The following is a 25,114-nucleotide window of genomic DNA, read 5'->3' as shown; positions in this document are numbered from 1 at the left end:
ATAACACTTTTATCTTGGAAACCACTTTATTTGGCTGGAAAAGTATGAATTTAAAGTCTGATTTAACATTATTAAATACAAATGTGTCAAAGAAATCTACTTTTGTGTGAATTTTCTTGCTCAAAAGTTTGTATTATCAATAATTATTCGTATCTTTGCAGCGTCAGTTCCCACCAAGCCTCTCAACGATGCTCAAATGCGTGGGGCTTTTTTGTATGTATACGTTTATTTTCAAAATACGCTAATGGAAAGAATACCGCACTTCACAAAACATTATATGACAGAGACGGATTTGGTGGCTCTGTTGGAAAGTCGCGGGCTTATCATTTCTGATGAAGCTAAGGCGGTACGATATTTGGAGAGTATCGGGTACTATCGTCTTTCTGCTTATATGTACCCATTCTTGAAAGTTCCAAAAGAATCCCATCAGTATAAAGAAGAAACAACTTTTCAGCAAGTGCTGAATCTTTATCGCTTTGACAAAAAGTTGCGTATGCTTCTTCTCTATGAAATTGAAAAAGTTGAGATAGCCATTCGTCGGGCTATTATGAATATTCCTGTGCAGATAACTGGGGATATTTATTGGCTGACTAATTCGGTTCATTTTGCCAACCAAAGAACTTTCCAAGATACAAAAAACACCATTGATAAGGAATACGCAAAATCAACAGAAGAGTTTGTCAAGCACTTCAAAAACAGCTATTGTGACCCATATCCTCCATCATGGATTTTGGGCGAGTTGCTGACAATGGGTAATGTGAACATAGTTTATCGTAATCTGAAAGCAGACAAGATACGTAAGCGCATCTCTCACTATTTTGGTTTGCAACCTATAGTCTTGGAATCTTGGATAACATCTTTGACATTGTTGAGAAATGCCTGTTGCCACCATTCAAGAGTGTGGAATAAGGTAAGTTCTATCATGCCTGTATCTCCAAGAAGGATTGCACTTCCTTGGATTACACAGCCCTCAAACCCTCAAAGAGTATATTTTACAATCTGCATCATCAAGTATTTCCTTGATATTATATCGCCTAACAATGATATGTTAGTCAAGATGCAAACGCTATTTTCCAATTATCCGGAGATAAATCTGGCAGCTCTTGGATTTCCGAATGGATGGGAGAGCGAACCTTTATGGACGCAAGGGATGTAAGTGCTCTTGCCCTAAGAATTCAAGAATTGGAAAAAGAAAATGCCAGACTTAAAGCGATTCTTGACAAGAATGGGATAGAATATGAAAGTTTAGAATCAAAGACTTATAACTCTAATCGTATAGAAGCAGCATCAGTTTCTATATGCCAATTCTCTTTACAAGAAAAAGTTTCTATATTTCAAAGTGTATTCCAAGGTCGTGATGATGTTTTTGCTAAGCGTTGGTATAGTAGTACGACCCAAAAGTCTGGCTATCAGCCTGTATGCACGAGAGAATGGAATCGAGAATTTTGCGATAAACGAAAATATAAGTGTGCGGATTGTCCCAACAGGCAGTTCGCTCCTTTGACATACAATGACGTTTTCAATCATCTTGCTGGAAAGGATGTATGGGGACGTGATGTTATTGGACTTTATCCAATACGAAAGGACAATACTTGCTGTTTTCTTTGCACAGACTTTGATGACAAAAGCTGTGAACATGGCTACAAGAATGATGTGCTTTCTTTTGTAAATGTTTGCAAAACTTGGAATGTGCCTTGTTACATCGAGCGCTCACGTTCTGGCAATGGAGCTCATGTGTGGATATTCTTTGATATGCCAATAACTGCTTTCAAGGCACGAAAGTTAGGAAATGCCATTCTTACAGAGGCGATGAATAGTGATGTCCATCTTTCTTTCAAGTCATACGACCGGTTTTTTCCTAACCAAGACTCCTTGCCCGAAGGTGGTCTTGGCAATCTTGTAGCCTTACCATTACAGGGGATGGCTCGACGCAAAGGAAACAGTGTATTCGTTGATGAAGATTTCAATGCGTATGCTGACCAATGGGAATTGTTATCACAAATTCGTAAGTTGTCGGAGGTAGAACTTGATATGTTGTTACGGCTGCATACTGTGCCAACATTGGGCGAACTCTCGAAGACTAGTGAGGAAAAGCCTTGGGAAACACCTAAAATGGATATGATGCAAACAGACTGTTATCCAAAGGAAATAGTGCTGACAAGAGCTAACATGCTATATATACCTTTGACAAGTCTGTCTGCCAAATGCGTGAACGTTTTCAAGCGCATGGCTGCTTTCCGTAATCCTGAATTTTATGAGAAGCAAGGGATGCGCCTGTCTACGTATAATATTCCACGTATCATTTCGTGTTCGGAAATAACTGACGACAATCTTGTTCTTCCTCGTGGTTGTGAGGATGCGGTTCGTGACATCCTAACCCAGCATAATGTCAAGGTTTCGATTACTGACAAGACTTACCACGGACGTAGTATAAAGGTTACATTCAGAGGAAGTCTTCGAGAAGAACAGCAAAAGGCAATGGAAGCTTTTGCTGGGCATAATGTCGGAACACTATCAGCAACAACTGCGTTTGGAAAGACCGTGTTTGCCATCGGAATGATAGCAAAGAGAAAGGTCAATACATTAATACTTGTTCACAACAAGGCATTGCTTGAGCAATGGAAGGAGCGGTTGGAATCGTTTCTTAAGATTGATGAAACAATAGAAGAGCCTGAAACAAAACGAGGCAGGAAAAAGAAAACTTCCGCCATTGGTTGCTTATACGCAGGCAAGAACTCGCTGCATGGCATAATTGATATTGCTTTGATACAATCTTGTTTGAGTGAAGGCGAAGTAAAGCCTTTTGTCAAGGATTACGGTATGGTGATAGTCGATGAATGTCACCATGTATCTTCAGTCAGCTTCGAGCAGGTTCTTCGACAAGTGACTGCTACTTTTGTTTATGGTTTGACCGCAACTCCAATCAGAAAGGATGGACATCAACCTATTATATTTATGCAATGCGGAAAGATAAGATTCACCTCTGATGCCAAGAGCCAAATGGAAAATCAAGGATTCAAACGCCTGCTGATTCCAAGGTTTACCTCGTTCCGAAGCATTACATCAGACCGCAAGACTTATGTTCAAATAACGCAAGAGTTATCCGGGGATAAGGTTAGAAATGAATTCGTTATGGAGGATGTCAAGGCTGCAATTCAAAAAGGACGAACACCTTTAGTGCTGACAACTCGTACAGCTCATGTCAAGGTGTTGGCACAAATGCTAATGCCATTTGCCGATCATGTTATACAACTCATTGGTGCGGATTCTGCTAAAGAAAAACGTCTTGCATTACAAAATCTACAGTCAATACCCATATCAGAATCACTTGTGATTGTAGCTACAGGAAAGTATGTAGGCGAAGGTTTCGATTATCCTCGCCTTGATACCCTGTTCCTTACTATGCCTATAGCCTGGAAAGGAAACGTGGAGCAATATGCTGGGCGTTTACATAGAGAATATGAAGGAAAGTGTGAAGTGTACATATATGATTATGTGGATATTCGTGTTCCACTTTGCGACTCTATGTATCGTAAACGACTGAAAGGGTATATTAAAGCTGGATATGGAAAGAATGTGACATCACCAGCACCAGATAAAAAATCCCAAGAATTGATATATGAGCAAAACAATTACGAAGCGGCATTCCGAAATGATTTGGCAAAAGCCAAACATTCTGTTGTTATCGCAGTACCGAAAGTGAAGTTCAAATATAAACCCTCTATCATGTCTGTACTCGCAAACCTTCTTCATGATGGTGTTTCTGTGGTTGTACATGTAAAAGAGGAAGGGGCTAATGAGACAGAACTGTCAAATGCTGGAATGGATGTGGTTTGCAACAAGGAACAAACGCTACAATGTGCTGTCATAGACAAGGCTATTGTCTGGTATGGAAATATCAACTTCTTTGGCTATAACTCGGAAACAAATAATGTCATGCGAATTGCTGACCATAAAATAGCTAACGAAATGATGGAAATCCTATACTCTGCCACGGAAAACAAGGTAAATGGAGGTTAAATTAAATAGACGTTTAATCTCATTTTTTCCTGTTTTGTGGTAATCTAGAAACCTCAGTTGTAGGTATCCGATACTTGATGCCTGCACCTGAGGTCTTTGTTTATAATTCGAGCATGTCGAAGTACATGGCTCTAGTGTACTTGTTGTCATCGTTCCTATCTGAATCAAAACGATAAATATTCATCCTAAAAGTGCATTATATGTTAGATTCCATTTTTTGTTGATTTCTTCAACTTCTGCATGCAGTTTCTCTCGATTAGCTCTCCTCTGATCAGGAGTCAAACTTTCCACTCGCTTCATTTCTTTAACGAAGCGTTCAGCATCTTTACCCATTAGAATTGGGGTTTCTCTTATTGGTCTTGCCATATTCATATCCTCCTATTATTTTGATGTTTGTATATTTCTGTGGCAAAAATACGTTTTTTTCTGAAGTAGGCAAGAAAAAGCTAAGAAATGTGATTGAATCTTAGTCTTTTTTAGTTTTTTCTTTCTTTCCAGAAGAAAAACAGAAAGATAGAAAATAATCTTTTGAAAGCTTGCCAGTTTCATTTCTTTTTATTATTTTTGCAAACATAAATATCAGTATATTGAAGATAAAGGCTGATATAATGGATAAATATCATTATAATGATAGATAAATAAATGAAAGATTATGGCAGATTTATATGAATATTCTACTCCAGAGTTGGTACGCTTGCTGGGAGTGAGATTCAAGGAATATAGAATGAGATGCAATCTCACCCAGAAAGAGGTAGCCGAGCTTACTGGGCTTGGCTTGACCACCATCCATAAATTTGAGAATGGCACAGCTGGCAATCTTTCGCTAGCCACTTTTCTCCTCTTGCTGAAGGTGGTGGGGCAGATTGATGCTATAAATGATGTGCTTCCAGAGCTGCCCCCTTCCCCGTATCTGATGAGAAGGGATGAGAAGAAGGCACAGAGAATTCGTCATACTAAACAATATAAATGAAAATAGTCAACTTTCAATTAATACATTGGAGGTTGGCTTTTTCTAGCTCCTGGTTAAATAGCTTAGATGGTTTTATATCTCATAATACTAAAAATTCGCACAGAAAGTTGGTGACCTTCATCTGATGAAGGTCACCACATTGAACAGGAGTTGGTGGGGGTTATCTGATGAAGGTTACCACATTATTTAATTGATAATCAATAAGTTGGAATGGATTTACTTATTGCTTAAACAGGTCATCCATTGTAATCTCGCTCTGTATCATGCCGTATTGGGCATTTCTTGCCACTCCGTAAGTCGTAACGAAGGTGAGGTGCAGAGCTTTGCTGGTACCAGTGGTTTCTCTGAACAACTCACGGCGATAGATGATGTGTTCCAGATAGGAAGGAGTAATCTCGAAGGGCTTCATCGAAAACTTCATTTCGCATAGGTTGATGGTCTGGTCTCGTCGGTCGATTACCAAATCTATCTGGGCGCCTTCTCGCTTCTTTCCCTCAGAATCCACGCTGGCAGGTGCCGACCATGAGCAGATGGATGCCTGAACCCCCTCAATGCCTAGGGCACGTTTGATTTGCCTGATATGATGCAGGCATACCTGCTCGAAAGCATAGCCGCACCAGGCACGATGACTTGGCGAATCAATGGTGTCGGTCCAGAAAGTATCGTCCATTCCAGTGGAGTTCTTGATGTAGCGCAGGTGGAATAGGGAGAAGAGGTCGGTGAGCTGATATACTGCATCTCGCTGCTTCTTGTTGATGGGGTAGTAGCGGCGGATGAAATCGCAGTTGCAGAGATCATCCAATACCTCTGATAGTCCGCCATTGTCAGGAATTTTGCATTCGCGGATGATGTCCTGTCGGGTCAAGCCCTTTGCCTTTTGAGAAAGTATCTCCACTACTTTACGATAGTTTCTGCTATCCTTGAAAAGCGAACGGAACAGGAAGTCGAACTCTCTTCTCAGTTCACCGTTCTCCTCAAAAAACAGCTTGTTGATGTTTTGAGCCAGGCTTAAATGGGTTTTGAGCATGTTTAGATAGTAAGGCGTGCCACCTAGCATCATATAGCATTCTACTGTCTGGTGTCGGTTGAATACGATATGATTGTTCTGCAGAAATTCCTCAGTTTCACCTAATGAGAAAGGTGCAAGATAGATGCTGCGGGTTACCCGGTTGTGTAGCCCACCCTTGTCTCCCAACAGCTTATTGACCATCCATGAGGTGGCTGAACCGCATACCACGAGCATGAGGTTCTGGTCTGAAGCCCATTGGTTCCAGAAGAGTTCGATAGCGCTGATGAAGTTGGAGCGTGAGGTGTCGAACCAAGGAAGCTCATCGATGAAGACCACTTTTCGTCTGTCACCGAGAGAAGCCAGATAGTCTTTTAGCTGGAAGAATGCTTCCAGCCATGTCTGAGGGGTCTTTCGCTTGACGCCTGAGTATGATTCCAGGGTCATCTTGAAGTTAAAGAGCTGATCTTTCTTGGTAGCCTGATAAGCTCCTGTAAAATAGAAGTCAAACTTTTCTTTGAAGAATTGTTTCACCAGGAAAGTCTTGCCGATGCGTCGTCTTCCATAGACTGCTACGAATTCCGGTTTGTTGGATTCATAGCAATCCTGCAACGTTTTCTGCTCTTCCTTGCGTCCTATTATTTTTTGTAGCATAATGGTAAAGTCTTATTTTATGATAACAATTAGCCCTAAGGCTCTGATATTTGGCTACAAAGATAATGTTTTTATTTGAATTCCGCAAGGGATTTTAGATAAAAATATGCCTGAACTGGGGCGGTAACTCGTTTTTTAAGGAAGTTACCGCCCCATTTCAAGCATGTTTTGTTGAATTGCGGTTCTATTTTTGCAGTGATATATTGTTAATAATCAGAAAAATGCTTGTTTTCTGAAATATTATCTGTATCTTTGTACATTAATTATTAAGAGTAAGATTATGGCATCAAAGAGATATCCTTTGGGAATACAAACGTTCTCCGAAATCGTGAAGGGGAATTACTTCTATGCTGACAAGACGGCTATCGTCTATCAGTTGGCTCATTATGCCAAATTTCATTTTCTGAGTCGCCCACGTCGATTCGGAAAATCCTTGTTTGTATCTACTCTCAAGGCCTACTTTGAAGGTAAGAAAGAACTGTTCAAGGGACTTGCCATCGAACAGATGGAGAAGGAATGGACGGCATATCCTGTCATCCACTTGGATCTGAGCTGCGGTAAATATTATAGTTTGGAGAATACATATTCAATTCTAAACGGAATACTAGAAGTAGAAGAGAAAAAATATGGTTTAAAAGTTAATCCAATAGATGAGAAGTCTTTTGGAGGTCGTCTTAAGAACATCTTGCTTGCTGCAGCTGCTCAAACAGGTAAACAAGTTGTCGTTCTCATCGATGAGTATGATGCCCCGATGCATGATTCTGTAAGTGACGAAGACTTGCAGAAGACCATCCGCAACATCATGCGAGATTTCTTCAGTCCCTTGAAGCAGCAAGAGGGAAACATTCGCTTTGTATTCATCACAGGCATCTCTAAGTTTAGTCAGCTCAGCATCTTCAGCGAGTTGAATAATCTCAAGATTCTCACATTGAAGGATGAATACAGCAGCTGTTGTGGTATTACTAAGAGTGAATTGTCTCAGTATTTCCGTGAGGGTATTGAGGAGATGGCTGAACATAATGGGCTTACTTATGAGGAGACCTTAGAGCAACTCAAGCAGCATTATGATGGCTACCATTTCAGTATCAATAGCGAGGATATCTTCAATCCTTACAGCATTATCAATGCTCTGGACGATAAGGAGTTTAATAGCTATTGGTTTACATCCGGTACGCCTACGTTCCTGGTAGAGTTGTTGCAGCAGAAAAATTTGGACATGCTCAATCTGGACGACCTTTGGGTTAATGATGATCGTTTTGATACCCCTACTGAAAAGCTTACAGACCCGATTCCTGTTCTTTTCCAGAGTGGTTATCTTACCATTAAAGGATATGAGCGAAGGGGAAAATTGTATCATCTCTGTTTTCCAAATCAAGAAGTAAGACAAGGCTTCTCGAAAAGTCTCGTCAGGTATTATACTGCGCAAGACATGAACAGATATGATGCTATCGTGTATGCTTATTCCAAGAATGTGCTCATCAATGATGACATGGAAGCTTTTATGCCTCATTTGAAGGCATTCTATGATAAGTTCCCATATACGATTATCAACAATAATGAGCGTCACTATCAAGCCGTGATATTCACCATCTTCACCATGCTTGGCGAAGATGTGAAGGTGGAGCATACCACTTCTGATGGAAGAATAGACCTTGTGCTCAAGACGGATAAAAGTATCTTTATCTTTGAGTTGAAATATAAGAAGTCTGCCGACATCGCCATGGCGCAAATCAGCGACAAGGACTATGCCAAGGCTTTTGCTGATGATGGGCGGAAGGTTGTGAAAGTGGGTATTAACTTCTCTGAAAACCAGCGAAGTATAGAGGATTGGGTGATAGAATAAATGAAATAGAAGAAAGTTGGTGGCCTTCATCTGATGAAGGTCACCACACTATATAGATAAAAATATATCTTAACAGGGGCGGTAACTCGATTTTTTAGGCAGTTACCGCCCTGTTTCAAGCATATTTCGTTCTATTTTACAGTAGTTGAACTTAGATAATCACCGCCGTTCCGCTGCATGTTACCATCAGCATGGAGCCGCTGTTGCCTACAGTTTCGTAATCCAGGTCGATGCCCACGATGGCGTTGCAGCCTAGGGATGCAGCACGGTCGGCCATCTCTCTGAGGGCTGTATCCTTGGCCTCGCGGAGTGTACTTTCGTAAGAACCGCTTCTGCCACCGATTACGTCACGAACGCTGGCAAAGAAATCCTTCACAAAGTTGGTACCGATGATGGTTTCGCCAGTTACTACGCCACGATATTCACGGATAGGGTGGCCTTCTATGGTTGGAGTTGTACTCAAAATCATAATTTTTTCCTTTCTTTTTATGTTATTATCAATGTTATTTATAGCTTAGACGATAAAAGATAGCAAAAGGTTGCAGAAAATCAAAAAATATTTGTTACTTTTGCATCTAAAGATAAATATTTATGGGTTATATGAACAAGAGATTGATGTTTTCGGCAGCACTCATGATGGTGCTGCTTTCGGCAAACGCTCAGAAAAGAGCGTTAAACTGTCTTATATATAATAAAGTATAAGCAAGAAAAAAAGCTCCATTCGTATCTGATTGCGAATGGAGCTTTTTTCTTAGAATTAAAAATTTACTTTGTTTCCTGTTCTTCCTGCATATCCAGATACTGGTTATCCTGATCGTAGAACTCATACTGGAGGAATGCCAGTTTCTGAGATGGAATCACATTGAAGCCGAAACCATACTTAAACTGCCATCTCCGTTTCAGGGAAATGAAGCCCTTGTTGATGAAGGCAGCTACGTAAGGATTTACGTACAAAGTGAATTTCTTGACGCCAATCTTGTTGACTAGGCGGTCGATTTTTCTTTCCAACTGGTCGGTGAAGAGAATGCTCGATTTGATTTTGCCCGTGCCGAAGCAGGTTGGGCAGGTTTCCTCTACGTTTACGTCCATCGCAGGGCGAACACGCTGGCGGGTAATCTGCATCAGTCCGAACTTGCTCAAAGGAAGGATGTTGTGCTTGGCACGGTCCTTCTGCATATTCTTGCACATGCGTTCATAGAGCAACTGTCGGTCTTCTGCAAGATTCATGTCGATAAAGTCGACAACGATGATGCCTCCCATATCTCGGAGACGCAACTGTCTTGCCAACTCATCGGCAGCGCCGAGGTTTACATCGAGAGCATTTGCTTCCTGACCTTTCTCACGAGTACGATTGCCGCTGTTTACATCGACAACATGCAAAGCTTCGGTGTGCTCAATGATGAGATATGCACCATGCTTGTAGTTGACAACACGACCAAATCCAGCTTTAATCTGCTTGGTGATGCTGAAGTTGTCGAAGATAGGCACCTTACCAGTGTAGAGCTTGACTATGCCCGCCTTTTCAGGGGCTATTAGAGAAACATAGTCTTTTACATCGTTCATTACTTCTTCATCGTTGACGAAGATGTTCTCGTAAGATGGGTTAAACAAGTCACGCAAGAGAGCGACGGCTCTTCCGGTCTCCTCGAATGCGAGTTGCGGGCGCTGCTGGGTCTTCTGTACCTTGGCGATAGCATCCTCCCATCGCTTCACCAGGACTTTCAGCTCAGCATCGAGTTCAGCGACTCTCTTACCTTCAGCCACAGTGCGGACGATAACACCGCAATTCTTTGGTTTGATGCTGTGCATGAGTTGCTTGAGTCGGGAACGTTCTTCACCGCTTTTGATTTTCGACGAGACAGAAACTTTATCACCGAATGGCATGAGTACCAAGTATCGACCAGCGAATGAAATTTCGCCTGTGAGTCGAGGACCCTTGGTAGAAATTGGTTCCTTAACGATTTGTACCAGCACTTCCTGTCCTGTTTTCAAGACATTCTGAATGCTTCCGTCCTTTTCCAGTTCTGGCTGCTTGCTGGCTTTAGAGAATGGGAAAAGTTTCTTTCTGTCGCTCTGTACTTGTTTAAGGTACTTCTGGTAGGAATTGAAATGACTTCCTAGGTCAAGATAATGAAGAAAGGCGTCGCGTTCATAACCTACATCTACGAAGCAAGCGTTAAGACCTGGCATCAGTTTCTTAACTTTTGCGATATAGATGTTTCCCACAGAGAACGAGGCCTCACGAGGTTCATTCTGATATTCTACCAGCTGTTTATCCTCCATGAGTGCGATAGAGATGTCCTTCTGTTGGACGTCAATTACAACTTCGCTTGTCATAGTCTTCAATTAATCTTTTTACACATTAAACTTATTGGTTACTAGAAGAAAGTCTTAGTAATCAATTTAGTAGTTACTAAAAAGGGGCATGCCTATCCCTTTTGATACGACACGCCCCCTCAGTCGACGAACTGACTGAGAGCAAATCAGCTTAAAAAAGCTTACTTGCTCTTATGTCTGTTCTTACGTAATCTTTTTTTACGCTTGTGAGTAGCCATCTTGTGGCCCTTCTTTTTCTTTCCGTTTGGCATGATTTTAAAATTTTAAAATATTGTTATTATAATAAATGATATCTCGCTAAAGAAATATTCTCTAAATTATAGCTAAAGTAAATCGACCTCTGTGATTACTTAGCTGCGTTCTGCATCTCCTCGATGAAACTCTTAGAAGGCTTGAAACTTGGCAAGTCGTGAGCTGGGATGGTGATGGTAGTATTCTTAGAGATGTTACGAGCAGTCTTTGCTGCACGATGCTTGATGTTGAAGCTACCGAAACCGCGCATAAATACGCTATCCTTCTTCTCGATCAGGCACTTCTTGACTTCGTCCATGAATGCCTCTACCACAGTGCTAACCTCTTTCTTAGGAATACCTGTGTTCATCGATACTTCGTTGATGATATCTGCTTTTGTCATTTCTTGTATATTTTGTTTATTTTACTTATTTATCTTAAATCGGTGTGCAAAGATACAAGTTTTTTATGATATAACAAAATAGTTAAGGTTTTTTTTGCAAAAAAAATGCTCTAAGTATTTGCATATTAGGTTTTTATTCTGTATTTTTGCATCAAAAATGAGAAAATATGGCTTTTAAGAGATATTTTACACTGATTGTGTTTGTAGCATTCGGCATCTTGTCGTTGGCTGCCAAGAGGGAATGGAAAGCGGATGATGTGCCGATTCCTTTCCTGCAGGATTCTACGCAATATGTTTCCGATCCTGATGGCTATGTAGATAAGGCGCAGAAGGATTCTGCCAATTTCTATCTGCAGAAGTTGAAGTTGGAATGTGGTGTGCAGAATGTGCTTATCATTGTGGGCAAGGTGGATAATCAGGATGCTTTCCGGATGGCACAGGATGTGGGCAATAAATATGGTATCGGATATAAGAAAAGCCGAAGAGGATTGGTCGTCGTCATCGCTGTAGAAGACCATAAGTATTTTATCGCTCCCGGTAGTGGACTGGAGGGCGAGTTGACGGATGTAGACTGTGATGATATCGCTAGGGCTTGCATCGTGAAGAACATGCGGGACGACAATCCTGGAGAGGCGGTTGCCTCCGTGAGTCGTGCTATATATAATAAGGTGAAAAGCGGACGCACCGGAATTGAGTCGGTAGACGAGGGGACTGTGAATGATGAAGAGGATTGGGCACTGGTTGTTATCCTGTTCCTTCTCTTTTTCGGAATCCCGATTTATTACCTCATCCGTTACATCCTGGAGCAGGTAGGTTTGGTAAAGCCAAGACCGAAGGGCAAGGGGAGAAACCAGTCGCGGAGAAGAAATGATGATGACGACTGGTTGCCGCCGTTCTTCATGGGCGGCGGAGGATTCTCTGGCGGTGGAGGAGGCGGCTTCTCTGGCGGATCCTTTGGCGGCGGAACTTTTTCAGGAGGTGGCTCCGGAGGAAGCTGGTGATAGTTAGTAGTTTACGCAGGTAATCAATAGTCAATAATATAACAATGTATAATTAATAAATAAAAGGATTATGAAGAAAACAGGATGGATTATCTTAGGCGTCATCGTTGTGTTGGTGCTATGGGTATTCAGTGGTTATAATGGTTTGGTAGAGAAGCAGGAGCAGGCTACCACCGAGTTGGCAAACGTACAGACTCAGTATCAGCGTCGTGCCGACATGATGCCACAGTTGGCTAAGATCGTGAAGGCGTATGCCAAGCATGAAAAGGAGACTTTCGAAGCTGTAACCAAGGCTCGTGCAGCTGTTGGTCAGGTTAAGCTGGATGCTAGCAATCTGACAGAAGCTAAGTTGAAGGAATATACGGCTGCTCAAGGAGAATTGGCGAATGCATTCTCCAAGTTGATGGTTGTTGCGGAAAAATATCCGGAGTTGAAGGCTAGTGAGAATTTCAAGTCTTTGCAGATTCAGGAAGAGGGTACAGAGAATCGTATCAGTGAAGCTCGTCGCAAATATAATGATGCTGTTCAGGCTTATAATCAGACAGCTAGAAAAATGCCAACTGCCCTTATTGCTGGTATTTTCAATTTCCAGACCATGCCGAAATTCGAGGCATCTGCAGGAGCAGAGAAGGCTCCAGATTTGGATATCTGATTCTGATTCTGATAAAAATGATATGGAATTGTTTGTAGAATGATAGTCTAGCCAATGAAGGAATTCCTTCTTGGCTAGATTTTTTTGTTGTAATCTTCTTTCAAACTGAAAGTATCGCAATATTTTATATATATTTTGTAATTAAGATGATATGTTTTTCAGAAATTCTTTGTACCTTTGCACAAAATTTGGGAAATGTGATTGAAAAGTCACGATAACATTGATATTTCAACAAGGTAATTACAAATATGAAACAAACAAAGATTGTTGCTTCCATCAGTGATCGCAGATGCGATCAAGATTTTATCCGAAAACTGTTTTTTGCGGGTATGAACGTGGTTCGTATGAACACCGCACATGCTACAGAAGATGGAATCCGTACCATTGTCAAGAATGTTAGAGCCGTGTCTCCACATATTGGTATCATGATTGATACTAAGGGACCTGAGGTGCGTACTACTGACGTCAAGGAACCTATACATTATAATATAGGTGACGTGGTGAAAATCTTCGGTCGTCCGGAAATGGAGTCTTCTCACGATATCGTGAACTTAAGCTATCCAGATATTGCTGCTGACGTAAAGGTGGGTGATGACATCTTGTTTGATGATGGCGAACTCGACATGAAGGTGATGGAGGTTCAAGGACCTATGCTTGTGGCAGAAGTTCAGAACGAGGGTATGCTGGGTGCTCATAAGAGCGTGAATGTACCAGGTGAGCATATCGATTTGCCTGCACTTACGGAGAAAGACCGTAAGAATATTGAGCTGGCTATCGAATTGGATATTGATTTCATTGCTCACTCATTTGTGCGTAGTGCAGCAGATGTAAAGGCTGTTCAGGACATCTTGGATGCTCACAACAGTGATATCAAGATTATTTCTAAGATTGAAAACCAGGAGGGTGTAGATAATATTGATGAAATCATTGATGCTTGCTACGGCATCATGGTTGCCCGTGGTGATTTGGGTATTGAGGTGCCTATAGAGAAGATTCCGGGTATCCAGCGCCGAATCATCGCCAAGTGTGTGAAGGCTCAAAAGCCAGTTATTGTGGCTACCCAGATGCTTCATACCATGATTAAGAATCCGCGTCCTACCCGAGCAGAGGTAACTGATATTGCCAATGCTATCTTCTATCGTACGGATGCCTTGATGCTTTCTGGAGAAACTGCTAGCGGTAAATATCCAGTAGAGGCAGTTCAGACTATGGCTCGTATTGCCGAGCAGGCAGAGAAGGATAAGTCACCTCTTAACGACATCAATCCTATGGATGGCGGTAAAATAGACCAGAAACTCTTTTTGGCTCACGCTGCTATTGAAGCTACCAAGCAGTTGGGCGTGGCTGGTATCATCACTGATGGTGAAACCGGTCAGACTGCACGCGACTTGGCTGCCTTCCGTGGCCCAAATCCTGTACTAGCCATCTGCTATAAGGAGAAGCTTCAGCGCTGGTTGAACCTGAGCTATGGCATCATTCCTATTCATCAGAAAGATCATGTTTCTTCTAAGGATATGTTCACAGCTGCTGTGCGTATGCTTCGTCAGAAAGGATATCTGCAGGAAGAGAATAAGATAGCATACTTGAGTGGTAGCTTTGGCGAGGGTGGTGGCACTACCTTTGTTGAAATCAATAAGGTAAAGAAGATCTTCGACAATAGCTATACTTTCAATCTGCCATCAAATGGAATAGAAGACAAGAAATAAAAAGCCGTCAGGTTTTCGCTTCAGGAATGCAATTTGGGGTGAATTATAGTACTCTTTTCTTTGCGTGTGAAGCCAAAAAGGCTACATATTTCATAAAAAATAAATATTTCTGAAATTATTGGTGCAAAATATTTGCAGCATTCAAAAAAATGCTGTATTTTTGCACCAATAATGTATAACGAAATTTGTTTGTGATGAAAAAAATCATTCTTTCAGCGCTTGTCGCTTTAACTATGGTCTTGATGCTCGGCAGTTGCGGTAGCACCAAGAGCGTGGCTTATTTTCAAAACATTGATTCTATCAGTTTAGCGGGTTCTAGAATTCTTTATGAGGCAAAGATTATGCCTAAGGATGAACTGACCATTACCGTGATTACCACAGATCCAAAGGCTGCGATGCCTTTCAACTTGTCTGTTTCTAATACAATTGGTACTGGTGGACAGTTGAGTACTTCTGGCGGAACATTGCAGGGCTACCTGGTAGATAATCATGGTAATATCGAGTTTCCTGTTGTTGGGACACTGCACGTAGGAGGCATGACCAAGAAAGAGGCCGAGGATCTTGTAAAGAGCAAGGTAAAACCTTATTTGGCAGAAACGGAAAATCCTATCGTCACTGTTCGTATGGCTAGCTATCATGTCTCGATATTGGGTGAGGTTACCAAGCCTGGTATAATTTCTGTACCACAGGAGAAGATGAGTATCCTTGAGGCTTTGGCGCAGGCTGGTGACTTGACAATCTACGGTAGACGTGATAATGTGATTCTGATTCGTCAGGATGCACAGGGTGAGAAACATTATCATCGTTTGAATCTTAATGATGCTAATGTCATCAGTTCGCCATTCTATTATCTTCAGCAGAATGATATTATCTATGTTGAGCCTAACAAGGTAAAGGCACAGAATTCTGCTATCGGTTCTTCCACTACATTGGTTATGTCGGGATTGAGCATTTTGACATCTATAGCCTCTTTGGTGGTCAATATCTTGCGATAAGTGAAAGAGAGAAAAGGTCAGGAATAATAAACAGATTTACAACATATAAAGATATATAAGTATGTGTGGCATAGTAGGATATTTAGGTAAGGGAGATGCTTATCCAGCTCTCATCAAGGGGTTGAAGCGTTTGGAATACCGCGGGTATGACTCTGCGGGTGTAGCCCTTATTAGCAATGATGGCTCTTTGAACGTATATAAGGCAAAGGGCAAGGTGGCAGATCTTGAAGCGTTCTGCTCAGACAAGGATATTTCTGGACATGTGGGTATCGCTCATACTCGTTGGGCTACACACGGAGAGCCTTCAGCTGTGAATGCTCATCCTCATTATTCTTCCAGCAAGAATCTTGCCATGATTCATAATGGTATTATCGAGAACTATGCCGACATCAAGAAGAACCTGATTGCCAAGGGTGTGGAGTTCAAGAGCGAGACCGATACAGAGGTCCTCGTACAGCTCATCGAATACATTCAGGTGAAGAAGGATTTTGATCTGTTGACTGCCGTTCAGGTAGCGCTCCGTCAGGTGATTGGCGCTTATGCCATCGCTATTCTTGACAAGCGTCACCCTGACCAGATTATTGCTGCCCGCAAGCAGAGTCCATTGGTTGTAGGTATCGGTGAGGACGGAGAGTTTTATCTCGGTTCTGATGCCAGTCCTATCATCGAATATACTGATAAGGTGGTTTATCTGGAGGATGGCAACATCGCTGTGATGCGTCTCGGTCAGGAATTGCAGGTCGTAAACATCCAGAACGTAAAGCTCAACCCTGAGGTGCAGACCGTGGACATTGACCTTGGTCAGATAGAGAAGGGCGGTTTTCCTCACTTCATGCTGAAGGAAATCTTCGAACAGCCTGAGTGCCTGCGCAACTGTATGCGTGGCCGTGTGGTAAGTCGCACCGTGGAAACCCGTGTGATGACAGATGGCGACGATACAACCTGCAAGACGGAGACAGAGATGGGCGTAGTGCTCAGCTCCATCACCGACCATCGCCAGCAGCTCCTCAATGCCAAGCGAATCATCATCGTGGCTTGTGGAACATCATGGCACGCTGGACTCATCGGCAAGCAGATGATAGAGAATTACTGTCGCATCCCAGTGGAAGTGGAATATGCATCAGAATTCCGTTACCGCAATCCTGTGGTAACGAAGGATGATGTCGTCATCGCCATTTCCCAGAGTGGTGAAACCGCTGATACCCTGGCTGCCATCAAGCTTGCCAAGGAGAGCGGTGCGTTTATCTATGGTATCTGTAACTCTATCGGTTCTTCCATCGCACGAGAGACAGATACGGGTACCTATATTCATGTAGGTCCGGAGATTGGTGTTGCCTCTACCAAGGCGTTCACCGGTCAGGTTACCGTTCTTATCCTCCTGGCACTTGCCATCGGTAAGGAGAGGGGAACCATCAGTGAAAACGAATATCAGAAGATTACAGAGCAGCTTTGGAACATTCCTGCCAAGATGAAGGAAGTGTTGAAGCTGAACAATAAGATAGCTGACTTGAGCCGTACCTTTACGTATGCGCGCAATTTCATCTATCTGGGTCGCGGATTCCAGTATCCTGTAGCCCTTGAAGGTGCATTGAAGTTGAAGGAGATTAGCTACATCCACGCTGAAGGTTATCCTGCAGCGGAGATGAAACATGGTCCTATCGCATTGATAGACAGCGATATGCCAGTGGTAGTTATCGCTACCCACAACTTCATGTACGAGAAGGTCTTGTCTAATATCCAGGAAATCAAGGCCCGTCAGGGTCGTGTCATTGCCATTGTGAGCAAGGGTGATGAAACTATTTCCAAGATTGCCGACGAAGTGATTGAACTCCCTGAGACCTTGGAGTGCCTGGAGCCATTATTGGCTACCATTCCTTTGCAGCTTCTGGCTTATCATGTAGCTGTATGTAAGGGCAAGGATGTTGACCAACCTAGAAATTTGGCCAAGTCAGTTACTGTCGAATAAAAAATAAAGGGAATCGTCGTTTCTTGACGTTTCCCTTTTTTTGGAGGGGTATCCCTTCGCAGTAGGTATATTCAAATTTAACTAAATAAGATAAAGGATAATTGAGAGATGGAACCATTGAAACATGAATGTGGCGTAGCAATGATCAGATTGCTCAAGCCATTGGAGTATTACCAGCAGAAGTACGGCACCTGGATGTACGCACTCAACAAACTCTATCTGATGATGGAGAAACAGCACAACCGTGGACAGGAGGGTGCTGGTATGGCTTGTGTCAAACTGGGCGGAAAGCCTGGTCATGAGTATATGTTTCGTGAGCGTGCAGAGGGTAAGAACGCCGTGACGGAGATATTCGGCAAGGCGAATGCCAACTTCAAGAACCTGACTCCCGAGCAGCTTGCTGATGCTAAGTTTGCCAAAGAGGAACTGCCTTTCGCAGGCGAACTCTACATGGGACACCTGCGCTACAGTACCACCGGAAAGAGTGGCATCCAGTATGTGCACCCATTCCTGCGCCGCAACAACTGGAAGGCGAAGAACCTCTGCCTTTGCGGCAACTTCAACATGACCAACGTAGATGAAATCTTCCAGGAGCTGACCAAGCAGGGCCAGAGCCCACGCATCTACAGCGACACCTACATCATGCTCGAACTGATGGGCCACCGACTTGACAGAGAGGTGGAGCGAAACTTCGTGGCAGCAAAGGCGATGGAGATGGAGAACACCGACATCACCAACTACATCGAAGACCACGTGAAGATGAGCAATGTGCTCAAGACCACGATGAAGAACTTCGACGGCGGTTATGTGGTCTGTGGAATCACCGGTTCGGGAGAGATGTTCTCCATGCGCGACCCTTGGGGCATTCGTCCTGCTTTCTACTACAAGAACGATGAAATCGTAGTAGTAGCCAGCGAGCGCCCTGTGCTTCAGACCACCTTCGACCTGGAGGCAGAGGATGTGCAGGAGCTGATGCCGGGCACGGCACTTCTCGTGAAGAAGAACGGCGAGTGCAGCATCGAGCGCATCATGGAGCAGAAGGGTGATTCTGCCTGCTCATTCGAGCGCATCTACTTCAGCCGTGGTTCCGACAAGGATATCTACCAGGAGCGTAAGCAGTTGGGCGAGCAGTTGACCCAGCCTATCCTGAAGGCAGTGGATTACGATGTAGATCACACCGTGTTCAGCTACATCCCGAACACAGCCGAGATGGCTTACTATGGCATGTTGAGCGGTTTCAAGAAGTATCTCAACGAAAGCAAGATAGAACAGATTGCCAACCTCGACCATATTCCATCTAAGGAAGAATTATACGATATTCTCGGCGATTTCGTCCGTTCGGAGAAGATTGCATGGAAGGATATCAAGCTCCGTACCTTCATCACCGAGGGCAACAGCCGCAACGACCTGGCGAGCCACGTGTATGATGTAACCTACGGAAGCATCGAGCCGAATGTGGATAATCTCGTTATCATCGACGACAGTATTGTGCGCGGTACTACCCTGAAGGAGAGTATCCTCCGCATCCTCGACCGTCTGCATCCTAAGAAGATTGTAGTCGTATCCAGTGCCCCTCAGATCCGCTATCCGGATTATTACGGCATCGATATGGCAAGACTGGAAGAGTTCTGCGTGTTCCGTGCGGCCATCCAGCTTTTGAAAGAGCGCAAGATGGAGGACTTCATCGAGCAGACCTACGAGGCATGCAAGGCAGAACTTGCCAAGCCGAAGGAGGAGCAGGTGAACCCGGTGCGTGCCATCTACAAGCCATTCACCATCGAGGAAATCAACGAGAAGATAGTAGAGATGCTTCGCCCGGAGGGCATGACCACTCCTATCCAGCTCGTATTCCAGAGTATCGAGGGCTTGCGCGAGGCGATTCCAAACCACAAGGGCGACTGGTATTTCACCGGTCATTATCCAACCCCAGGCGGCACGAAGCTCTGCAACCAGTCGTTTGTGAACTATATCGAAAACGTTTATCATAAATAAGTGAAGAGAGAAGAACGAAGAGTGAAGAATTCATTTGCTCTTATAAGTATGAAATAAAAGAATCAAATGTCAGATATGAAAAAAGTAACCTTAGTTTTGAGTGATGGAACCAAGTTCCATGGCAAATCTTTTGGATATGATGCTCCTGTAGCGGGCGAGGTTGTGTTCAACACAGCCATGATGGGATATCCAGAGAGTTTGACCGACCCTTCTTACGCCGGTCAGTTGATGACACTTACATTCCCTCTCGTGGGCAACTATGGTGTGCCACCATTTACTTTCGAGGAGAACGGTTTGCCAACCTTCATGGAGAGTGACAAGATTTATGCTTCTGCCATCATCGTGAATGATTACAGCGAGCAGTACAGCCACTGGAATGCAGTGGAGAGTCTTGCCGACTGGTTGAAGCGCGAAAAGGTGCCAGGAATCACAGGCATCGATACCCGTGAGTTGACTAAGGTGCTTCGTGAGCATGGTGTGATGATGGGTAAGATTCTCTTTGATGATGAACCAGACAACATCCCTGAGGCTAACTACGAGGGTGTAAACTTCGTTGACCAGGTGAGCTGCAAGGAGATTATCCGTTACAACGAGGGTGCCGGCAAGAAGGTGGTTCTCGTTGACTGCGGTGTGAAGGCAAACATCATCCGTTGCCTCATCAACAGAGGCGTTGAGGTGATTCGTGTGCCTTGGAATTACGATTACACCGATATGGATTTCGACGGACTGTTCCTTGCCAATGGTCCTGGCGACCCAGATATGTGTGAGGATGCTGTTAATATTATTCGCAAGCAGATCAGCCAGAGCCGCAAGCCTATCTGCGGTATCTGCATGGGTAACCAGTTGCTTTCCAAGGCTGCCGGTGCTACTATCTACAAGTTGAAGTATGGTCACCGTTCACACAACCAGCCAGTGCGCATGGTAGGAACCAACAATTGCTACATCACCTCTCAGAACCACGGTTATGCCGTTGATGCCAAGACATTGGGCAACGACTGGGAGGAACTCTTTGTAAATATGAATGATGGCTCTAACGAGGGTATCCGCCACAAGGTGAACCCTTGGTTCTCAAGCCAGTTCCACCCAGAGGCTTGCTCAGGCCCTGTGGATACAGAGTTCATGTTTGATAAGTTTGTAGAAACACTCAAACATTGAACTTTGAGATTTGAATATTGAACTTTATGATTAACTTACTGTGCTTGCAAGTAAAAAGTAATCAAACAGTTCAAAGTTCAAAGTTCAAAGGAAAAGTAATCAAACAGTTCAAAGTTCAAAATTCAAAGTAAATAAAGATGAAAGACGAAAATATAAAGAAGGTGCTCCTCTTAGGTTCTGGAGCCTTGAAGATCGGTGAAGCAGGTGAGTTCGACTACTCAGGTTCGCAGGCCCTGAAGGCATTGCGCGAAGAAGGTGTCGAGACTGTGCTCATCAACCCGAATATCGCAACCGTACAGACATCAGAAGGTGTTGCCGACCAGATTTACTTCCTGCCAGTGCAGCCATACTTCGTAGAGCGTGTCATCCAGAAGGAGAAGCCAGACGGTATCCTCCTCAGTTTCGGTGGCCAGACTGCCCTCAACTGTGGTGTGGAACTCTATCGCCAGGGCATCCTAGAGAAATATAATGTCAAGGTATTGGGTACTCCAGTACAGGCTATCATGGATACTGAGGACCGTGAGCTCTTCGTAGAGAAGCTGGATGAAATCAACGTGAAGACCATCAAGAGCGAGGCTTGCGAGAACATCGAGCAGACCCGCAAGGCTGCTGCTGAGCTCGGCTATCCTGTCATCATCCGTGCTGCTTACGCCTTGGGTGGTCTCGGTTCCGGTTTCGCAGACAACGAGGAGGAGCTGAACAAACTCGCTGAGAAGGCTTTCTCTTTCTCTCCACAGGTATTGGTAGAGAAAAGTTTGAAGGGCTGGAAAGAGATTGAGTATGAGGTAGTTCGCGACCGTTACGACAACTGTATCACAGTTTGTAACATGGAGAACTTCGACCCACTGGGAATCCATACTGGTGAGAGTATCGTCATCGCTCCATCTCAGACCCTGAGCAATTCTGAGTATCATAAGCTCCGTGCCCTCGCCATCAAGATTATCCGTCACATCGGAATCGTGGGTGAGTGTAACGTGCAGTATGCCTTCGACCCTAAGAGCGAGGACTATCGCGTAATCGAGGTGAATGCCCGCTTGAGCCGTTCATCAGCCTTGGCATCTAAGGCTACTGGTTATCCTCTTGCCTTCGTTGCAGCCAAGCTCGGTATGGGCTACGGTCTGTTCGAGTTGAAGAACTCAGTAACCAAGACCACATCTGCCTTCTTTGAGCCAGCATTGGACTACGTGGTATGTAAGATTCCACGTTGGGACTTGTCTAAGTTCCGTGGCGTAGATAAGGAGTTGGGTTCATCTATGAAGTCAGTAGGTGAGGTAATGGCCATCGGCCGCAACTTCGAGGAGGCCATCCAGAAGGGTCTTCGTATGATTGGTCAGGGCATGCACGGTTTCGTAGAGAACAAGGAACTTGAAATCGACGATATCGATGCAGCTTTGCGCGAGCCAACAGATAAGCGTGTGTTCGTGATTTCAAAGGCAATGCACAAGGGCTATACCGTAGATCAGATTCACGACTTGACCAAGATTGACAAGTGGTTCCTAGAGAAGTTGAAGCACATCATCGACATCGACGAGGCGATGAAGAAGTGCAACATCAATACTCTTGACCAGGAATTACTCCGCACCGCTAAGGTTTACGGTTTTACCGACTTTCAGGTAGCCCGTGCCGTGGGCTTGGAGCAAGAGTTGGGCAACATGCACAAGGCAGCCCTCCTGGTTCGCAACAAGCGCAAGAGCTATGGCATCCTGCCTGTAGTGAAGCAGATTGATACCCTGGCAGCAGAGTATCCTGCTCAGACCAACTACCTCTATGTAACTTACGCTGGCGTGAAGAGCGACATCACCTTCGAGAACGATCACCGTTCTATCATCGTACTCGGTTCTGGTGCTTACCGCATCGGTTCTTCAGTAGAGTTCGACTGGTGTGGCGTTCAGGCATTGAACACCATCCGCAAGGAAGGCTGGCGCTCAGTGATGATCAACTACAACCCAGAGACCGTTTCTACCGACTACGATATGTGCGACCGTCTCTACTTCGACGAGTTGACCTTCGAGCGTGTGATGGATATCATCGAGATGGAGCAGCCTCATGGCGTCATCGTATCTACCGGTGGTCAGATTCCAAACAACCTGGCTATGCACCTGGATGCACAGAACGTGCCAATCCTGGGTACTGCTGCCAAGGACATCGATAACGCTGAGGACCGTGCCAAGTTCTCTCAGATGTTGACCAACAACGGCATCAACCAGCCAGAGTGGAGCGCCCTGACCTCTATGGAGGACATCGACAACTTCATCGAGCGTGTAGGCTTCCCTGTATTGGTTCGTCCTAGCTACGTGCTTTCTGGTGCTGCGATGAACGTATGTTCTAACGAGGAAGAACTGAAGCGATTCCTGCAGTTGGCAGCCAATGTAAGTGAGGATCACCCAGTGGTAGTTAGTAAGTTTATCGAACATGCCAAGGAGATTGAGATGGATGCTGTGGCAAAGAATGGCGAGGTGATTGCCTATGCGATTTCCGAGCACATCGAGTTTGCCGGTGTTCACTCAGGCGATGCTACCATCCAGTTCCCTCCTCAGAAGTTGTATGTTGAGACAGTTCGTCGTGTGAAGCGAGTAGGTCGTCAGATTGCCAAGGAGTTGCACATCAACGGTCCGTTCAACATCCAGTTCATGGCTCGTGACAATGATATTCTCGTTATCGAGTGTAACTTGCGTGCCAGCCGTTCGTTCCCATTCGTGAGCAAGGTATTGAAGATCAACCTCATCGAGTTGGCTACCCGTGTGATGCTCGGTTTGCCTGTAGAGAAGCCACACAAGAACCTCTTCGATCTCGACTATGTAGGTATCAAGGCATCTCAGTTCAGCTTCAACCGTCTGCAGAAGGCCGACCCAGTATTGGGCGTGGATATGAGCAGTACGGGTGAGGTAGGTTGCTTGGGCGACGATACATCTACCGCTCTTCTGAAGAGTATGCTTTCTGTGGGTCATCGCATTCCAGCCAAGAACATCCTGCTTTCTACAGGTTCTGCCAAGCAGAAGGTAGATTTGCTCGATGCTGCCCAGATGCTGGTTAAGCATGGTTACAAGCTGTATGCAACTGGTGGTAGTAGCAAGTTCCTCACCGAGAATGGCATTGAGAACACCCGTGTGCTCTGGCCATCAGAGGAGGCAGAAGGCGGTGCGCCTAAGGCTTTGGAGATGCTCCACAACCATGAGATTGATATGGTAGTGAATATTCCGAAGAACTTGACCAGCAGCGAGTTGAGCAATGGTTACAAGATTCGCCGTGCTGCCATCGACCTGAACGTGCCATTGATTACCAACAGCCGTCTGGCGAGTGCGTTCATCTATGCATTCTGCACCACCAAGCTCGAGGATATCGATATCAAGGCTTGGGGAGAGTATAAATAATGTTTAGTGATTATTTATTAGTGATTAAGAATTGACAGTTAAGTCATTCTTGATGATTCCCAATAGAAAAATCCCTGCTGTAGGAAAGGCTTCCTATGGCAGGGATTTTTTATTATTTGTATGACTATTTTTTGCACATATCCTCAGCTACCATCATAGCAACATTTTGCGTATTTGGAAGTTTGTATGGACGATGGCTCTGTGTTGTGGTAATGATGTCATCACCAAGAACCGTCGCCATCTTTGCGATTGTAGCTAATGTGAGATTATGTGTTCCACTCAGCCAACGACTCACTTCTGTTTCAGTCTTGCCAAGAGCCTTTGCAAAATCACGCTGTTTCATATTTCGTTCCTGTAATAGTTCAAAGACTCTGTTGGCAATAGCAACGCATAAGTCGACTTGTTTGTTTGTGTCCGCAGGAGTTGACTTGCGGATTTCATCCATCAGTTTATTTGTTTTCATATTACGTCCTCCTTATTATAGTCGATATCTATAGTTAATTCAAGTTTATTGAATCTTAACCTTGTGGATGGTAGCGAGTCGTGCTATGTGTCCTTTCGGAAGTGGAGACATTGTAATTTCGCTACGAGCAGGAAAAAACTTGTCGATGTCTTTGTAGTCTATGGTATGAACTTGTATTTTCTTGTCTTTTGTTTCCATATAGCTTTCCTTTCTTTTATTATTGTTGCAAAGATACGCTGAATAATTGATACTGCCAAACATTTCTTGTAATTTTTGAGATTTATAATCAAATGCTAAGGCTGCATAAGTAAAATTCCACCAAGCGATTGTAACGTGCAAATTTAAAAGC

Annotated in this window: 19 protein-coding genes; 12 read left to right on the top strand and 7 right to left on the bottom strand. The window is 44.0% G+C overall.

Features of this window, described 5'->3' with window-relative positions:
• Positions 1 to 277 precede the first annotated feature (277 nt).
• Together ACQRBJ_RS14240 and ACQRBJ_RS14235 are read left to right on the top strand one after the other, a co-directional pair.
• Positions 278 to 1,156, top strand: coding sequence for an Abi family protein (locus tag ACQRBJ_RS14240; protein WP_445303997.1), 879 nt, complete (start codon positions 278 to 280; stop codon positions 1,154 to 1,156).
• Positions 1,138 to 4,020, top strand: coding sequence for a TOTE conflict system archaeo-eukaryotic primase domain-containing protein (locus ACQRBJ_RS14235; protein ID WP_445303996.1), 2,883 nt, complete (start codon positions 1,138 to 1,140; stop codon positions 4,018 to 4,020). The genes ACQRBJ_RS14240 and ACQRBJ_RS14235 overlap by 19 nt, the downstream gene beginning before the upstream one ends.
• A gap of 180 nt (positions 4,021 to 4,200) precedes the next feature.
• Here ACQRBJ_RS14235 and ACQRBJ_RS14230 read toward each other — a convergent pair whose 3' ends face one another.
• The gene (locus tag ACQRBJ_RS14230) at positions 4,201 to 4,386 is read right to left on the bottom strand and encodes a hypothetical protein (protein WP_295346486.1); all 186 of its coding nucleotides are present in this window, start codon (positions 4,384 to 4,386) and stop codon (positions 4,201 to 4,203) included.
• A 286-nt stretch (positions 4,387 to 4,672) separates the two neighbouring features.
• Between ACQRBJ_RS14230 and ACQRBJ_RS14225 the strand changes: the two genes are divergently transcribed.
• Positions 4,673 to 4,990 (top strand): helix-turn-helix domain-containing protein, encoded by a 318-nt coding sequence (locus ACQRBJ_RS14225; RefSeq protein WP_295346484.1) that lies wholly within the window; start codon positions 4,673 to 4,675, stop codon positions 4,988 to 4,990.
• A 220-nt stretch (positions 4,991 to 5,210) separates the two neighbouring features.
• Here ACQRBJ_RS14225 and ACQRBJ_RS14220 read toward each other — a convergent pair whose 3' ends face one another.
• Complete coding sequence (locus tag ACQRBJ_RS14220; RefSeq protein ID WP_445303995.1) at positions 5,211 to 6,650, bottom strand: AAA family ATPase; 1,440 nt, start codon at positions 6,648 to 6,650, stop codon at positions 5,211 to 5,213.
• Positions 6,651 to 6,930: 280 nt separating this feature from the next.
• Between ACQRBJ_RS14220 and ACQRBJ_RS14215 the strand changes: the two genes are divergently transcribed.
• Positions 6,931 to 8,493, top strand: a complete 1,563-nt coding sequence (locus ACQRBJ_RS14215; protein ID WP_445303994.1) for an AAA family ATPase — start codon at positions 6,931 to 6,933, stop codon at positions 8,491 to 8,493.
• Between the two features lie 151 nt (positions 8,494 to 8,644).
• Here ACQRBJ_RS14215 and ACQRBJ_RS14210 read toward each other — a convergent pair whose 3' ends face one another.
• From ACQRBJ_RS14210 to ACQRBJ_RS14200, 3 genes are all read right to left on the bottom strand, one after another.
• Positions 8,645 to 8,962: a heavy metal-binding domain-containing protein gene (locus ACQRBJ_RS14210; RefSeq protein ID WP_006847412.1), complete on the bottom strand. Its 318-nt coding sequence runs from the start codon at positions 8,960 to 8,962 to the stop codon at positions 8,645 to 8,647.
• Positions 8,963 to 9,258: 296 nt separating this feature from the next.
• A complete protein-coding gene (locus ACQRBJ_RS14205) occupies positions 9,259 to 10,830 on the bottom strand; it encodes an Rne/Rng family ribonuclease (RefSeq protein WP_218417514.1) in 1,572 nt (523 codons plus the stop codon).
• Between the two features lie 346 nt (positions 10,831 to 11,176).
• Positions 11,177 to 11,464: an HU family DNA-binding protein gene (locus ACQRBJ_RS14200; RefSeq protein WP_153123056.1), complete on the bottom strand. Its 288-nt coding sequence runs from the start codon at positions 11,462 to 11,464 to the stop codon at positions 11,177 to 11,179.
• Between the two features lie 167 nt (positions 11,465 to 11,631).
• Between ACQRBJ_RS14200 and ACQRBJ_RS14195 the strand changes: the two genes are divergently transcribed.
• The 8 genes from ACQRBJ_RS14195 to carB all read left to right on the top strand — a co-directional run bounded on the left by ACQRBJ_RS14195 (position 11,632) and on the right by carB (position 24,302).
• Entirely contained in the window at positions 11,632 to 12,465 is an 834-nt protein-coding gene (locus tag ACQRBJ_RS14195; RefSeq protein WP_294968715.1) for a TPM domain-containing protein, read from the top strand.
• Between the two features lie 70 nt (positions 12,466 to 12,535).
• Entirely contained in the window at positions 12,536 to 13,117 is a 582-nt protein-coding gene (locus ACQRBJ_RS14190) for a LemA family protein (RefSeq protein WP_294968711.1), read from the top strand.
• 248 nt (positions 13,118 to 13,365) lie between these two features.
• Positions 13,366 to 14,823: a pyruvate kinase gene (gene pyk, locus ACQRBJ_RS14185; protein ID WP_294968708.1), complete on the top strand. Its 1,458-nt coding sequence runs from the start codon at positions 13,366 to 13,368 to the stop codon at positions 14,821 to 14,823.
• Between the two features lie 194 nt (positions 14,824 to 15,017).
• Positions 15,018 to 15,818, top strand: a complete 801-nt coding sequence (locus ACQRBJ_RS14180) for a polysaccharide biosynthesis/export family protein (RefSeq protein ID WP_218417510.1) — start codon at positions 15,018 to 15,020, stop codon at positions 15,816 to 15,818.
• 61 nt (positions 15,819 to 15,879) lie between these two features.
• A complete protein-coding gene (glmS, locus tag ACQRBJ_RS14175; protein ID WP_445303993.1) occupies positions 15,880 to 17,784 on the top strand; it encodes a glutamine--fructose-6-phosphate transaminase (isomerizing) in 1,905 nt (634 codons plus the stop codon).
• A gap of 108 nt (positions 17,785 to 17,892) precedes the next feature.
• A complete protein-coding gene (locus ACQRBJ_RS14170) occupies positions 17,893 to 19,776 on the top strand; it encodes an amidophosphoribosyltransferase (protein ID WP_445303992.1) in 1,884 nt (627 codons plus the stop codon).
• Between the two features lie 75 nt (positions 19,777 to 19,851).
• The gene (gene carA, locus ACQRBJ_RS14165; protein ID WP_294968774.1) at positions 19,852 to 20,931 is read left to right on the top strand and encodes a glutamine-hydrolyzing carbamoyl-phosphate synthase small subunit; all 1,080 of its coding nucleotides are present in this window, start codon (positions 19,852 to 19,854) and stop codon (positions 20,929 to 20,931) included.
• Between the two features lie 137 nt (positions 20,932 to 21,068).
• Positions 21,069 to 24,302, top strand: a complete 3,234-nt coding sequence (carB, locus tag ACQRBJ_RS14160; RefSeq protein ID WP_294968699.1) for a carbamoyl-phosphate synthase (glutamine-hydrolyzing) large subunit — start codon at positions 21,069 to 21,071, stop codon at positions 24,300 to 24,302.
• A 124-nt stretch (positions 24,303 to 24,426) separates the two neighbouring features.
• Here carB and ACQRBJ_RS14155 read toward each other — a convergent pair whose 3' ends face one another.
• Both ACQRBJ_RS14155 and ACQRBJ_RS14150 read right to left on the bottom strand, forming a co-directional pair.
• Positions 24,427 to 24,765 carry a helix-turn-helix domain-containing protein gene (locus tag ACQRBJ_RS14155; RefSeq protein ID WP_117664301.1) on the bottom strand — a complete coding sequence of 113 codons (339 nt, stop codon included), beginning with the start codon at positions 24,763 to 24,765 and terminating at the stop codon, positions 24,427 to 24,429.
• A gap of 45 nt (positions 24,766 to 24,810) precedes the next feature.
• A partial coding sequence (locus ACQRBJ_RS14150) for a hypothetical protein (RefSeq protein ID WP_445303991.1) occupies positions 24,811 to 25,114 on the bottom strand: 304 nt, incomplete at its 5' end.

The sequence above is a fragment of the Prevotella sp. SGI.167 genome (assembly GCF_050313615.1).
Classification (GTDB): domain Bacteria; phylum Bacteroidota; class Bacteroidia; order Bacteroidales; family Bacteroidaceae; genus Prevotella.
The sequence above is the reverse complement of the archived record's forward strand: the minus strand, read 5'-3'. Positions and strand labels throughout refer to the sequence as shown.

Excerpts from the sequence above, each read along its gene's own strand:
- ACQRBJ_RS14195 (WP_294968715.1), top strand. The coding sequence starts at position 11,632 with ATGGCTTTTAAGAGATATTTTACACTGATTGTGTTTGTAGCATTCGGC.
- ACQRBJ_RS14240 (WP_445303997.1), top strand. The coding sequence starts at position 278 with ATGACAGAGACGGATTTGGTGGCTCTGTTGGAAAGTCGCGGGCTTATC.
- ACQRBJ_RS14220 (WP_445303995.1), bottom strand. The coding sequence starts at position 6,650 with ATGCTACAAAAAATAATAGGACGCAAGGAAGAGCAGAAAACGTTGCAG.
- carA (WP_294968774.1), top strand. The coding sequence starts at position 19,852 with ATGAAAAAAGTAACCTTAGTTTTGAGTGATGGAACCAAGTTCCATGGC.
- ACQRBJ_RS14190 (WP_294968711.1), top strand. The coding sequence starts at position 12,536 with ATGAAGAAAACAGGATGGATTATCTTAGGCGTCATCGTTGTGTTGGTG.
- ACQRBJ_RS14210 (WP_006847412.1), bottom strand. The coding sequence starts at position 8,962 with ATGATTTTGAGTACAACTCCAACCATAGAAGGCCACCCTATCCGTGAA.
- ACQRBJ_RS14215 (WP_445303994.1), top strand. The coding sequence starts at position 6,931 with ATGGCATCAAAGAGATATCCTTTGGGAATACAAACGTTCTCCGAAATC.
- ACQRBJ_RS14155 (WP_117664301.1), bottom strand. The coding sequence starts at position 24,765 with ATGAAAACAAATAAACTGATGGATGAAATCCGCAAGTCAACTCCTGCG.
- ACQRBJ_RS14180 (WP_218417510.1), top strand. The coding sequence starts at position 15,018 with ATGAAAAAAATCATTCTTTCAGCGCTTGTCGCTTTAACTATGGTCTTG.
- ACQRBJ_RS14205 (WP_218417514.1), bottom strand. The coding sequence starts at position 10,830 with ATGACAAGCGAAGTTGTAATTGACGTCCAACAGAAGGACATCTCTATC.
- ACQRBJ_RS14230 (WP_295346486.1), bottom strand. The coding sequence starts at position 4,386 with ATGGCAAGACCAATAAGAGAAACCCCAATTCTAATGGGTAAAGATGCT.
- ACQRBJ_RS14225 (WP_295346484.1), top strand. The coding sequence starts at position 4,673 with ATGGCAGATTTATATGAATATTCTACTCCAGAGTTGGTACGCTTGCTG.
- ACQRBJ_RS14235 (WP_445303996.1), top strand. The coding sequence starts at position 1,138 with ATGGACGCAAGGGATGTAAGTGCTCTTGCCCTAAGAATTCAAGAATTG.
- ACQRBJ_RS14170 (WP_445303992.1), top strand. The coding sequence starts at position 17,893 with ATGGAACCATTGAAACATGAATGTGGCGTAGCAATGATCAGATTGCTC.
- carB (WP_294968699.1), top strand. The coding sequence starts at position 21,069 with ATGAAAGACGAAAATATAAAGAAGGTGCTCCTCTTAGGTTCTGGAGCC.
- ACQRBJ_RS14200 (WP_153123056.1), bottom strand. The coding sequence starts at position 11,464 with ATGACAAAAGCAGATATCATCAACGAAGTATCGATGAACACAGGTATT.
- pyk (WP_294968708.1), top strand. The coding sequence starts at position 13,366 with ATGAAACAAACAAAGATTGTTGCTTCCATCAGTGATCGCAGATGCGAT.
- glmS (WP_445303993.1), top strand. The coding sequence starts at position 15,880 with ATGTGTGGCATAGTAGGATATTTAGGTAAGGGAGATGCTTATCCAGCT.